The organism is Actinomadura bangladeshensis (assembly GCF_004348335.1).
Classification (GTDB): Bacteria; Actinomycetota; Actinomycetes; order Streptosporangiales; family Streptosporangiaceae; genus Spirillospora; species Spirillospora bangladeshensis.
This window is the reverse complement of the sequence record NZ_SMJW01000231.1, coordinates 1-12,564: the sequence shown is the minus strand read 5'-3', so window position 1 is coordinate 12,564 and position 12,564 is coordinate 1. Positions and strand designations below refer to the sequence as shown.

Annotated in this window: 10 protein-coding genes and 2 pseudogenes; 8 read left to right on the top strand and 4 right to left on the bottom strand. The window is 72.3% G+C overall.

Annotation, left to right across the window (positions count from 1 at the left end; translation table 11 throughout):
- From E1284_RS31785 to E1284_RS43335, 4 genes and pseudogenes are all read left to right on the top strand, one after another.
- Positions 1-242, top strand: a pseudogene (locus E1284_RS31785) (ABC transporter ATP-binding protein); the annotation flags it as partial.
- Positions 243-308: 66 nt separating this feature from the next.
- Positions 309-1,550, top strand: a complete 1,242-nt coding sequence (locus tag E1284_RS31780; RefSeq protein ID WP_207924063.1) for an ABC transporter substrate-binding protein — start codon at positions 309-311, stop codon at positions 1,548-1,550.
- Positions 1,551-1,559: 9 nt separating this feature from the next.
- Positions 1,560-2,423 carry a branched-chain amino acid ABC transporter permease gene (locus E1284_RS31775; RefSeq protein ID WP_131943850.1) on the top strand — a complete coding sequence of 288 codons (864 nt, stop codon included), beginning with the start codon at positions 1,560-1,562 and terminating at the stop codon, positions 2,421-2,423.
- A gap of 83 nt (positions 2,424-2,506) precedes the next feature.
- Positions 2,507-3,292: pseudogene (locus E1284_RS43335) on the top strand (branched-chain amino acid ABC transporter permease); the annotation flags it as partial.
- 95 nt (positions 3,293-3,387) lie between these two features.
- Here the strand turns inward: E1284_RS43335 and E1284_RS43330 are convergent.
- The 3 genes from E1284_RS43330 to E1284_RS31755 all read right to left on the bottom strand — a co-directional run bounded on the left by E1284_RS43330 (position 3,388) and on the right by E1284_RS31755 (position 6,743).
- Entirely contained in the window at positions 3,388-4,272 is an 885-nt protein-coding gene (locus tag E1284_RS43330) for an SMP-30/gluconolactonase/LRE family protein (RefSeq protein ID WP_131943849.1), read from the bottom strand.
- 40 nt (positions 4,273-4,312) lie between these two features.
- A complete protein-coding gene (locus tag E1284_RS31760; RefSeq protein ID WP_131943848.1) occupies positions 4,313-5,941 on the bottom strand; it encodes a long-chain fatty acid--CoA ligase in 1,629 nt (542 codons plus the stop codon).
- Between the two features lie 115 nt (positions 5,942-6,056).
- Complete coding sequence (locus E1284_RS31755; protein WP_131943847.1) at positions 6,057-6,743, bottom strand: TetR/AcrR family transcriptional regulator; 687 nt, start codon at positions 6,741-6,743, stop codon at positions 6,057-6,059.
- A 133-nt stretch (positions 6,744-6,876) separates the two neighbouring features.
- Between E1284_RS31755 and E1284_RS31750 the strand changes: the two genes are divergently transcribed.
- Complete coding sequence (locus E1284_RS31750) at positions 6,877-8,781, top strand: helix-turn-helix domain-containing protein (RefSeq protein ID WP_165965506.1); 1,905 nt, start codon at positions 6,877-6,879, stop codon at positions 8,779-8,781.
- Between the two features lie 21 nt (positions 8,782-8,802).
- Here the strand turns inward: E1284_RS31750 and E1284_RS31745 are convergent, their stop codons facing one another.
- The gene (locus E1284_RS31745; protein WP_243714867.1) at positions 8,803-9,450 is read right to left on the bottom strand and encodes a pyridoxamine 5'-phosphate oxidase family protein; all 648 of its coding nucleotides are present in this window, start codon (positions 9,448-9,450) and stop codon (positions 8,803-8,805) included.
- A gap of 56 nt (positions 9,451-9,506) precedes the next feature.
- On the opposite strand from E1284_RS31745, the gene E1284_RS31740 reads away from it, so the two are divergent.
- The 3 genes from E1284_RS31740 to E1284_RS31730 all read left to right on the top strand — a co-directional run bounded on the left by E1284_RS31740 (position 9,507) and on the right by E1284_RS31730 (position 12,562).
- A complete protein-coding gene (locus E1284_RS31740; RefSeq protein WP_131943845.1) occupies positions 9,507-10,286 on the top strand; it encodes a helix-turn-helix transcriptional regulator in 780 nt (259 codons plus the stop codon).
- Between the two features lie 201 nt (positions 10,287-10,487).
- On the top strand, positions 10,488-11,522 hold the full coding sequence (locus E1284_RS31735) for an iron-siderophore ABC transporter substrate-binding protein (RefSeq protein ID WP_243714866.1): 1,035 nt from the start codon (positions 10,488-10,490) through the stop codon (positions 11,520-11,522).
- Positions 11,519-12,562, top strand: coding sequence for a FecCD family ABC transporter permease (locus E1284_RS31730; RefSeq protein ID WP_131943844.1), 1,044 nt, complete (start codon positions 11,519-11,521; stop codon positions 12,560-12,562). The genes E1284_RS31735 and E1284_RS31730 overlap by 4 nt, the downstream gene beginning before the upstream one ends.
- Positions 12,563-12,564 lie beyond the last annotated feature (2 nt).

Below are 12,564 nucleotides of genomic sequence, written 5' to 3'. Positions count from 1 at the left end.
TGCTGCTGTGCGACGAGCCGACCGAGGGCCTGTCGCCGCTGATCGTCCAGCAGATCGGCGCGATCCTCCGCGAGGTCAAGGCGGCCGGGGTGACCGTCCTGCTCATCGAGCAGAACGTGCACTTCGCGGCGACCGTCGCCGACCGCCACTACCTGCTCGCCGAGGGCCGGATCGTCGACGCGCTGGACAACGACCAGGTCCGCGAACGCGAGCACGAGCTGCTCGAGTACCTCGGCATCTGACCGCCGCGCACCGCCACGGGGCCGAGCCCGTGGAACCGAACCGTGGAGACCGAAGGAGACGCCGGAATGAGAACGATGGGGTGGAGCGGTGGCCTGGTCGCCGCAGGGCTGCTGCTGGCCGCGTGCGGGGGCGGGCCGGGCGGCGGCGGAGGCAAGGTCAGCAATGACAAGATCGTCCTGGCGGTGCTGAACGACCAGTCGGGCATCTACGCCGACACCTCCGGCCGCAAGACCGTCGAGGCCGTCAAGATGGCCGTCGCCGACTTCAAGGCCAAGTACGGCGACAAGGCGGTCAGCAAGAACATCGAGGTGCTGTCGGCCGACCACCAGAACAAGCCGGAGATCGCCAACTCCAAGGCGCAGGAGCTCTACGACCGGCAGCACGCCGACGTGATCCTGGACGTTCCCACCTCGTCCGCCGCGTTCGCCGTCGCGACCATCGCCAAGAACAAGAAGAAGGTGTTCATCGACGTCGGCGCCGCGAGCACCGAGATGGAAGGCAAGCAGTGCAACAAGTACACCTTCCACTACGGCTACAACAGCTACATGCTGGCGCACGGCACCGGGGCCGAGGTGACCAAGGACGGCGCGAAGAGCTGGTACATCATCTACCCGGACTACGCGTTCGGGCAGGACATGCAGAAGACCTTCAGCGCGGCGATCAAGGAGGCCGGCGGCACCGTCGTCAAGACCGACCCGACGCCGTTCCCCAACGACAACTTCTCCACGTTCCTGCTGAAGGCGCCCGGCCTCGATCCCAAACCGCAGGTCATCGGGACCATGCACGCCGGCGGTGACCTGATCAACCTGGTGAAGCAGTACAACGAGTACAAGCTCAAGGACAAGGGCGTGGGCCTGGCGGTCGGGCTGCTGGTCATCACCGACATCCACTCGCTCGGCGCGGACGCCCTGGCCGGGACCCGCTACACCGACATGTGGTACTGGAACCTCGACCCCACGGCCCGCGCCTGGTCCGACAAGTTCCAGGCGAAGGCCGGGCAGCGCCCCACGGCCAACATGGCGGGCAACTACTCGGCGGCCCTGCAGTACCTGGAGGCGGTGCAGCGCGGCGGCACGGACAAGTCCGACGACGTGGTGAAGCAGCTGGAGGGCTACACGTTCAACGACGTCTTCGCCCGTAACGCCACCATCCGCGCGAAGGACCACCTGCTGCTGCACGACGCGTACCTGGGGCAGGTGAAGCCCGCGAGCGAGGTCAAGGAGGACTGGGACTACGTCAAGGTCCTGAAGACCATCCCGGCGGCGGAGGCGTTCCAGCCGCAGCCCGACCCGGCCTGCACCCTGTAGGCGGCGGGCGTGCTCCAGCAGGCGTTCAACGGGCTGGTGGGCGGGGCGTTCTACGCCCTGCTCGCCCTCGGCCTGTCCGTCATCTTCGGGATGCTCGGCGTGGTCAACCTCGCGCACGGCGCCTTCTACATGCTCGGCGCGTTCGGCGCCTTCATCGCGCTCGACTCGTTCGGCCTGAACTTCTGGCTGGCGCTGGTGCTGGTGCCGCCGCTGCTCGGCGCCGCCGGGATCGTCCTGGAGCGGCTGTTCATCCGGCGGCTCGCGCCGCTGGATCCGCTCTACAACTTCCTGTTCACCTTCGGCCTGGCGCTGATCCTGCAGGACCTGGTGAAGCGGCAGTACGGGGTGAACTCCCAGCCCTACCCCCGGCCGTCGCAGCTGGACCGGACGTTCGACCTGGGCCTGTTCACCTATCCCGCCTACCAGGTGTTCGTGCTGGCGGTCTCGGCGGTGGTGTGCGCCGCGGTGTGGCTGGTCCTCACCCGCACCCGCGTCGGCATGATCGTCCGGGCTTCGACCGAGCGCCCGGAGCTGACCCGGGCGCTCGGCATCGACGTCGGCCGGTGGGTGACCCCGGTGTTCGGATTCGGCATCGCGCTCGCCGCCCTCGCCGGGGTGCTGGCCGCGCCGATGCGGGCCGTCAACCCGCTGATGGGCTCCGACCTCATCATCACCGTCTTCGCGGTCGTGGTGATCGGCGGGCTCGGGTCGGTGTTCGGCTCGGTCGCCGCGGGCTTCGCGGTGGGCGTGGTGTCGGCGCTGGGCAACCTGTACATCCCGTCGCTGTCCCAGACCCTGGTGTTCATCCTCATGGCCGCCGTCCTGCTGTGGCGACCCGCCGGCCTGTTCGGACGCGAGGAGGCGTTCCGGTGATCCTGTCCAGGCTGGCCCGCTCCGGCCGGAGCGGGCCGCTGCTCCTCGCGATCGGGCTCGTCGCCGCCCTCGCCCTGCCCTGGATGGTCTACCCGCCGGTCGCGATGGACATCGCCTGCTGGGCGCTGTTCGCCGCCGCCGTCGACCTGCTGCTCGGCTTCACCGGGCTCCTGTCGTTCGGGCACGCCGCCTTCTGGGGCGGGTCGGCGTACTGCACCGGGCTGATCGCGCTGCACAGCGGCCTGCCGTTCCCGGTCGCGATCCTCGGCGGCGCGGCGTTCGCGGCGCTGCTCGCGCTGCCGATCGGCTACCTGTCGGTCCGGCTGACCGGCATCTACTTCGCGATGGTCACCCTGGCCTTCGCGCAGATGGTGTACTTCATCGCCAACCAGTGGCGGGACGCGACGGGCGGCGAGAACGGCCTGCAGGGCATCCCGCGCGAGCTGTTCGGCCTCGACCTGTCCGAGCCGTTCTACTTCTACTACGCGGGCCTGCCGTTCGTGCTGGCCGGGCTGTTCGCCGCCTGGCGGATCGTCCGCTCGCCGTTCGGCCGGGTGCTGGTGTCGATCCGCGACAACCCGGCCCGCGCCCGCGCGCTCGGCTACCCCGTCGACCGGTACAAGCTCCTGGCCTTCGTCCTGTCGGCGGGGCTGTCCGGGCTGGCCGGCGGCGTGTTCGCCATCGGCCACGGCTTCGCCTCCCTCGAAGGCGTCTACTGGACGACCTCCGGGCAGGCCGTGATGATGGTGATCCTCGGCGGCATCGGCACGCTGTGGGGCGGGGCCATCGGCGCGGCCCTGGTCGTCCAGCTCCAGGACTACCTGGCGACCGCCGGGTTCCAGGAGACGGGCATCGTCACCGGGTCGATCTTCATCGTGATCGTGCTGCTGTTCCGCCGGGGCATCTGGGGGACGGCCCGCCACCTCCTGACCGCTCGGCGGCGGGCCGTCCGGCCCGGCGAGGGTCAGGCCGCGGGGACGGTGACCGGGACCGCGACCAGCTCGCCCTCCCTGGCGGACTTGCGGGCGGTCTCGTCGAAGTCGGGCGCGGTGCAGGCGAAGAGCGTCCGGCCGTCGGAGCCGCCGAGCCCGCAGGCGTAGACGCCGGTCCCGAGACCGACCTCGTCGGTGATGCCGACGCCCTCGACGACCCGGACCACCCGGCCGCCCAGGGCGTCGGCGAGCCACCAGCCGCCCTCGGCGTCCAGGCAGCCGCCGTCGGCGGCGACCGACACCCCGGCCAGGATCCGCTCGATCGACCGCTCCGCCGGCAGCGGGCCGAACTCGGCCCACACCCGCCGGTTCACGAGCCGGCCGTCGCCGGTCACGTCGAACGCGGTGACCCGGTCGCCGAACGTCTCGTTCACCAGCAGGACGCCATCGGCGGTGATCGCGCTCCCGTTGGGGAACCAGAGGCCGGACGCCACCTCGGTGACCGCCCCGTCCGGATCGACCCGGTGCAGGGCGGCCGGCTCCAGCGGCGCGCCGGCCATCAGGTCGAACCCGAAGTTGCCCACATAGGCCCGCCCCCCGGCGTCGACCACCATGTCGTTGAGGTGGCCGGTCGCATGCTCGCCCAGGTCGGCGTGGACGGCGAGCGAGCCGTCCCGCTCCCGGCGCAGGATCTTCCGGTCGCGCATGGAGACGACGAGCAGCCGGCCGTCCGGCAGCCAGCCGAGCCCGGACGGCTGCCCGGGGACCTCGGCCTCGACGCGGAGATCGGACCCGTCCTCCCGCGCCGAGACCACCTCGTGGGTGTAGAAGTCGGAGACCCAGACGCGCCCGTCACGCCAGCGCGGCGCCTCCAGGAAGCGGAAGCCGCTGATCACCGTGCTCGCCGTCGCCGCCATGATGCCCTCCCAGGAGTGGTGGATGGTCGACCGTAATCGGTCACGGCGCGATGCCGCCATCGACGTGCGCGGCGAAGCGCTCCCGGAGGGCCACCTTGGAGAACTTGCCGGTCGCCGTCTTCGGGATCTCGGGCAGGATCCAGATCCGCTCGGGGATCCACCAGGAGGCGACGCGCCCGGTCAGGTGCGCGCGCAGGCCCGCCTCGTCGAGGCGGCCTCCGGGGGCGAGCACGACGCAGGCGAGCGGGCGCTCGCCCCACCGGTCGTCCGGCACGCCGATGACCGCCGCCTCGACCACGCCCGGATGGGCCATGATCTCGTTCTCCAGGACGCCGGAGGAGATCCACTCGCCGCCGGACTTCACGAGGTCCTTGGTGCGGTCGACGATGCGGACGTGGCCGTACCGGTCGATGGTCGCGACGTCGCCGGTGCGCAGCCAGCCGTCCTCGGTGAACCCCGCCTCGCCGGGGTCGGCGCCGAAGTAGCGGGACGCGATGGTGGGCCCGGCCGCCTGCAGCTCGCCGGGGGTCGCGCCGTCGTGCTCCACGGTGTTCCCGTCGTCGTCCACGAGCCGCAGTTCGGTGAGCGGGAGGGACGGGCCGGGGGTGGCGAGGACCGCGCGCCGGTCGTCGAGGCCGAGCCCGTCGTGCACGGTCCCGAGCCGGGACACCGCCACCACCGGGCTGGTCTCGGTCATGCCCCACGAACTGGTGAGCGGGACGCCGGCGGCCTCGTGCCACGCCCGCGCCAGCGCGTCCGGCACCGGGCTGCCGCCCGACAGGACCATGCGCAGCGCCGAGACGTCGACATCGCCGAGCAGCGGCAGGACCGAGCGCCAGATCGCCGGGACCCCGGCCGTGAACGTCACCCGGTGCCGCGCCATCTGGCGGGCGAGCGCCGCCGGGGCCATCGCCGGACCGGGCAGGACGAGGTCGGCGCCGGCGAGCATCGCGGCGTAGGGCAGCCCCCACGCGTTCACGTGGAACATCGGCACGATCGGCATCACGACGTCGCGCTCGCTGATGGCGAAGTTGTCCGCGCCGAGGAGCATCAGCGCGTGCAGGACGATCGACCGGTGGCTGTACAGCACGCCCTTCGGGCGGCCGGTCGTGCCCGAGGTGTAGCAGAGGCTCGCGGCGTCGTTCTCGTCCACCCGGACGGGGGACGCGGGGGACGGGGCCCGCGCGAGCAGCGCCTCGTAGTCGATGACCCGGGGGTCGTCGGGCGGTTCGTCCTCGCCGCCGTCGTCCATGACCACGATGTGGCGCACGGCCGGGACCCGTTCCATCAGCGGCCACACCGTCGCGATGAGGGAGCGGTCGACGAACAGGACGTCGTCCTCGGCGTCGGTGAGGATGTAGGCCAGCTCGTCCGCGAACAGCCGGTGGTTGAGGGTGTGCAGCACGCGGCCGCCGCTCGGCACCGCCAGGTACAGCTCGACATGGCGCTGCGAGTTCCAGCCGAACGTCCCCACGCGGGCGTGGCGCGGGACGCCGAGCAGGTCGAGCGCGGCGGCGAGCCGGCGCGCACGCGCGGCGACCTCCCGCCAGGTCGCGGTGACCTCGCCGCCCGCCGTCGCGGTGACGACCCGCTTGTGGGCGAACAGCCGCTCGACGCGGCGCATGAGCATCGAGACGTCGAGAGGCCGGTCCTGCATCAGACCGTGCATGGAACCTCCAGCACCGCGGCGGGCATGGTCTCCGATCCGGACATCGTAGCCCTAACTAAGCGCATAGTCAGGAGCGCCGGCCGGGTTCGCGCCGGTTCGGTCACGGTGAGCCGGGCTACTCGCCGGCCGGGGCCGGGGCCGGCGCCGGGGCGACCAGCTTCAGCGCGAGGTCGGCGTAGAAGTCGCCGAGCAGCTCCGGGGAGTCGGGGCCGTCGAGCCGGTACCAGCGGACGAGGTCGATGCTCAGCGACAGCATCGCCCGCGTGACCCGGTTGACGTCGACCTGCGCGAACGACCCGTCGGCGACTCCTCGCGCGACCGCCTCGCGGAAGAACGCGTTGGTCCGGCGGCGCACCTCGACGATCTCGGCGTAGTGCTCGGCCGAGAGGCCGGTCAGCTCCAGCTGGCAGACGCGCGCGGCCACGTGGTGGCGGGCGTGCCACGCGGTGTACGCCGTGACGATGGCGCGCAGCCGGTCCGCCGCACCCTCCAGCGTCATGATGGACGGCATCCGGAGGTGCTCCAGGACCCGCTCGTGGCCGACCCGGATGATCTCGTAGAGGACCAGTTCCTTCGACGGGAAGTGGACGTAGAGGGCCGCCGGGCTCAGTCCCACGCCCTCGGCGATGTCACGGGTGGTCGTGGCGTGGAAGCCGTTCGCGGCGAAGCAGCGCACCGCCGAGGTCAGCAGGCCGCGCTGCACCGCGCCGAGGTCCTCCCGCCAGAGGGCGGGGGAGTGGTCGTGCAGCCGGGGATCGTCCGCCAGGTCCTGCGCGGTGAACCGGGCCTGCCGTCTGGCCATCCGCGATCCTCGCCTCCTTCCGGTCCGGGGGCATGCTATCGGCGCCTTGACAGGGGCGCCCGCAGCGATGACTATGCGCTTACTCACTATAGAAGGCTCACGATGGAGAAGGGCCGACGGTGGTGTGAACAGCGTGAACGGTGGGAACGGGCGCGGCTATCTCCGGCTCCTGGTCGACGGGGCACCGCTGCCGCACTACGACGACGTCCTGCGCGGCCTGGCGGCGAACGCCGCCTCGCCGGCCGAGCTGGAGGAGCTGCAGGCCGAGCACACGCTCGCCCTCCGGCTGCGCGACACGCTGGAGAAGCAGCGCACCCGCCAGGAGCAGCAGCGGGCGCTGGTCGAGTGCGCGAAGGAGCTCGCGGAGGACCGCGGCGACCCCGAGACGGTCCTGACCCTGATCGTGAGCCGGGCGCAGCGGCTGCTCGGCTGCGACATGGCCTACCTGAGCCTGAACGACGACGAGGGCCGCGCGACCCGGATGAGGGTGATGGTCGGCGCGACGTCCTCGGCCTGGAAGGACGTCCGGATCCCGTTCGGCGTCGGCATCGGGGGCCGGGTCGCCGCCACCGGCACGCCGTTCTCGACGCCCGACTACTTCAGCGACGAGCGGCTCGCGCACGACCCCGCCGTGGACGCCTCGGTCCGCGCGGAGCGGCAGGTGTCGATCGTCGGCGTGCCGCTGCGCAGCGGAAAGGTCCTCGGGGTGCTGTTCGCCTCGAACCGGACGCCGGGCCCGTTCTCCCACGACGCCATCGCCCTGCTCGGCTCGTTCGCCGCCCTCGCCGCGTCCGCGCTGGACCAGGCGCGGCTGCGGCACCGCCAGGACCAGGCGCTCGCCACGCTGCGGCAGGCGAACGAGGCGCTGCGGCGGCGCACGGTCGAGGAGGAGCGTGCCGTCGCGGCGCACGACCAGAGCATGGACATCGTGCTCCGCGGCGGCGGCGTGCAGGAGGTCGTGTCCGCCACCGGTGACCGGCTCGGCGGCGTGCTCGCCATCTTCGACGAGTTCCAGACCGCCGTCGCGTGGACGCCGGGGGCGCCCGGGGACGTCCTGAAGGGCATGGCCGCCGCGGCGAACGGCGCCGCGGCGGACGCCGGCGCCGGCCGCGAGCCCGGCGGGACGTACTGGGCGACCGACCTCGTCGCCGGCAGCGAGAACCTCGGCACCCTGGTCTGGGCGCCGCCGGCCGCGTCCGCCGGGGTCGGCGACCTGGACCGGCGCCTGCTCGAACGGGCCGCCGTCGTCGCCTCCCTGCTCCAGCTGTTCGGCCGCAACCTCGCCGCCGCGGAGGCCAGGGTGCGCGGCGAGCTGCTGGACGACCTCCTCACCCCCGACGCCCGCACGTACTCCTCGCTCGCCGAGCGCGCGCTGCGGATCGGCTACCAGCCGCAGAAGCGGCATGCCGTGGTCGTCGCGCACATCCGCGCGGAGAAGCGGCGGGGCCTGGCCTCCGTGGCGTCCGACCTCGCCGCCGCCCGCGACGGCCTGAGCACGGTGCGGGACGGCCGCGCGGTCCTGGTCATCCCGTCCGACGACCCGTCGCTGACCGGCCGGCAGGTGTCCCGGTCGATGACCGTGCGGCTGCGGTCGCCGGTCACCGTCGGCGCGGCCGGTCCCGTGGACGACCCGGCCGACCTGCCCGCCGCCTACGCCGAGGCGCTGGCCTGCGCGCAGGCGCTGCTCCGGCTCGACCGGGAGGGCGCCTCCGCCACCGCCGACGACCTCGGGTACGCCGGGCTGCTCCTCGGTGACGGCGCGTCCGCGACCCGGTACGTGCTGCGGACGCTGGGCCCGGTCATCCGGCACGACGAGCAGCGGTCGACCATGCTGATGGAGACCCTCGAGACTTACTTCGCGACCGGGCAGAGCCTCGTCGCCAGCGCGAAGCGGCTGCACATCCACCCGAACACCGTCACCCAGCGCCTCGACCGCGTGAAGCGCCTCCTCGGCGTCGACTGGAGCAGCCCGGACCACACGCTCGAAGTGCAGCTGGCCCTGCGGCTGCACCGGCTCGGCCGCGAACTCGAGATCTGACCGGGGCTCGGTGGCGGCCGCTCAGTAGCGGTTGTTCTCGGCGTCCCGGTCGAGGTCCTCGTCGATCTGCTCGGCGGAGAACTGCTTGATGCCGATGTGGTCCTTGAAGACCCGGCCCGCCGTGGGCAGGGCGCCGCGGTCCGGCCAGGTCTCGGGCCGCCACAGGGACGAGCGCAGCAGGGCCTTCGCGCAGTGCAGGTACAGCTCCTCGACCTCGACGAGCAGCGCCAGCCGCGGCCGCTTGCCCTGGACGGCCAGGTCGTCGAAGAACGGCGCGTCCGAGACGAGCGTGGCGCGGCCGTTCACCCGCAGCGTCTCGTTCATCCCCGGCACGAGGAAGAGCAGTCCGACGTGCGGGTTGCGCAGGACGTTGCGGAAGCCGTCGACCCGGTGGTTGCCGGGCCGGTCGGCGATCGCCAGCCGGTGGTCGTCCAGCACGAGCACCGAACCGGCCGGGTCGCCCTTGGGGGAGACGTCGCAGCTCCCGTCCGGGGTCGAGGTCGCGACCAGCACGAACGGCGAGTGCGCGATGAGCGTGCGCGCGTGCGCGTCGATCCGGCCGATGTCCTTGTCCCAGATGGCCTGGGACGGCTCCTGGACGATCTCGCGCAGCTCGGCCTCGCTCCGCACGGTGCGCATTTCGGAGGTGCGCGTCTCAGTAGGGGGCATGGCCCGAACTATAAGGTAAGCCTTACCGAAGAGAGGGAACGAGGCCCGCACGCTCCATGGACAGGGAGACCCGCACGCTGCCCGCGCTCGCGGCGGGCCCGGTCGAGATGCCGTTCGCGATCACGAACTGGCGCGAGGACTTCGCCCGCGACACCACCTGGAACGAGCACTCCCACCCCTTCCACGAACTGCTCTGGAATGAGCGCGGCGCGTCGACCGCCGTCGTCGGGTCGCGGGTCTGGACGATCACGCCCGCGCTCGGCCTGTGGATGCCCGCCGGCACCCTGCACTCCGGCTCGGCGACCGCCGGCACCCGGTGCCGTGCCGGGTTCTTCGGCTTCGGCACGACGTCCTCGATCTCCGCGGCGCCGGTCGCCGTGGAGATCACGCCGCTGCTCCGGCTGCTGCTGGAGCGGCTCGCCGACCCGGGGCTGCCGTCCGGCTCGCGGACGGTGACCGAGGCCATGGTGCTCGACGTGCTCACCCCGTCCCCGCGCGAACTGCTCGTGCACATGCCCGCCTCCGCGCTGCTGCGGCCGATCGCGGACGCGGTCCGCGCCGACCCGGGCGACCAGCGGACGCTCGCGGACTGGGCGTCCGCACTCGGCGTGAGCCCGCGCACGATCACCCGCGCCTTCAACGCCGAGACGGGCACCAGCTTCGCGCGGTGGGTCGCGGCGGTCCGCGCCCAGCACGCCGTCGCGCTGCTCGGCCGCGGGTGGGAGATCGACGCCGTCGCCGAGGAGGTCGGCTACCGGTCGGCCAGCGCGTTCGGGGTGGCGTTCCGGCGGGCGACGGGACTGACGCCCGGCGCGTTCCGAGTGCGGGCAATTTAGCCCGATTGTCCCGATCTCGATTGCGGACGTCCCAAACGCGCGATTGCAACGCGGCGGCGCTTCCTCTTACAGTCCAACCAAGGCAAGCCTTACCTAAGCAAGGCTCGCCTTAGCAGTACGGTGCACCGCTCCACGGACGCAGAGCCGCGATCCGGTCGTGCGAGGCCCGGCACCAGCGGATTTCTGACAGTGGAGTACGAAGTGAAACGTCCCCATGGCCTCCGGGCCATCGCCGTGCTGGCCGTCCTGCTCGGCGGTCTCATGGCATGCGGCGACTCGTCCGAGACCGAGGAGGCGAAGGCGGGCGGCGGCTCGTCGGGCGCGTTCCCGGTGACGATCGAGCACGCGCTCGGCACCGCCACCATCACGGCGAAGCCGAAGCGGGTGGCCACGGTCAACTGGGCCAACCACGAGGTGCCGCTGGCCCTCGGCGTCGTCCCGGTCGGCATGGCCGCCGCGAACTTCGGCGACGACAACGGCGACGGCGTCCTGCCCTGGGTCGAGAAGCGGCTGACGGAACTGGGCGCCAAGACGCCCGTCCTGTTCGACGAGAACGACGGCATCGACTTCGAGGCCGTCGCCGACACCAAGCCGGACGTCATCCTCGCCGGCTACTCGGGCCTGACCGAGCAGGACTACGACACCCTCAGCCAGATCGCCCCGGTCGTCGCCTACCCCGACGCACCCTGGGCCACCCCGTGGCGCGAGATCATCCGCATCAACAGCAAGGCCATCGGGCTCGCCGACGAGGGCGAGAAGCTCATCGCGGACATCGAGGGCGACGTCACGGCGGCCGTCGCGAAGCATCCGGCGCTCAAGGGCAAGTCGGTCATGTTCATGACGCACGTCGACCCCAACGACGTGAGCCAGATCGGCTTCTACACGACGCACGACACCCGCACCCAGTTCTTCACCGACCTCGGGCTGACGATCCCGGGCAGCATCGCCGAGGCGTCCAAGGGCACCGACAAGTTCGTCCTGACCCGCAGCGCCGAGCAGATCGACGTGTTCGACGACGTCGACATCATCGTGGGCTACGGCGACGACAAGCTGCTGAAGAAGATCAGCGGCGACCCGCTGCTGTCGAAGATCCCCGCCGTCGAGCGCGGCTCGGTCTACCTGCTGCCCGAGACCAAGCCGCTCGGCACGGCCGCGAACCCGACCCCGCTGGCGATCTCGTGGGTCCTGGAGGACTACGTGAAGGCGCTCGCCGACGCCGCCGGCAAGGTCACGTGACGGCGGTCGCCGCCGACCGCGCGCCGGACGCCGCCCTCGTGCGGCGTCCGGCCCGCGTCCGCCTGCTGTGGCTGCTGGTCACGGTGCTGGTGCTGGCCGTGCTCATGGTGGTCTCCGTCGCGTTCGGGTCGCGCGACGTCGCCTGGTCGGACGTGTGGGCCGCGCTCGGCGGCGCCGACGGCACCCTCGAAGAGGCGGCGGTCGCCAAGCGGATCCCGCGCACGCTGCTCGCGGTGGCGATCGGCGCCGCGCTCGGCCTGTCCGGCTGCGTCATGCAGGGCGTCACCCGCAACCCGCTCGCCGACCCCGGGATCCTCGGCGTCAACATGGGCGCGTCGCTGGCCGTCGTCACCGCCGTCGCGTTCTTCGGGCTCACGTCCCCGACCGGGTACATCTGGGTCGCGATGGCGGGCGCCGCCGCCTCGGCCGTGTTCGTCTACACCGTCGGGTCCCTCGGCCGCGGCGGGGCCACGCCGTTCAAGCTCGCGCTCGCCGGGGCCGCGACCTCGGCGGCCTTCGCGTCCCTGGTCAGCGCCGTCGTCCTGCCGCGCAACGACATCGCCGGCGGCTTCCGGCTCTGGCAGATCGGCGGGGTCGGCGGCGCGTCCTACGAGCGCATCGGGCAGGTGCTGCCGTTCCTCGCCGCCGGATGCGCCATCTGCCTGCTGTGCGCGCGCTCCCTGAACTCGCTCGCCCTCGGCGACGAGATCGCCGCCGGGCTCGGCGAGCGCGTGGCCCTCATCCGCGGGATCGCCGCGCTCGGCGCCGTCGTGCTCTGCGGCTCCGCCACGGCCGTGGCCGGGCCGATCGCGTTCGTCGGGCTGATCGTCCCGCACGCGTGCCGGCTGCTCGCCGGCGTCGACCACCGCTGGCTGCTGCCGCTCTCCGCCCTCACCGGCGCGGCGCTGCTCACCGCCGCCGACGTCGTCGGCCGCGTGGTGGCGCGCCCCTCCGACATCGAGGTCGGCATCGTGACGGCCCTGATCGGGGCGCCGTTCTTCATCCAGATCGTCCGCCGGCAGAAGGTGCGTGAGCTGTGACA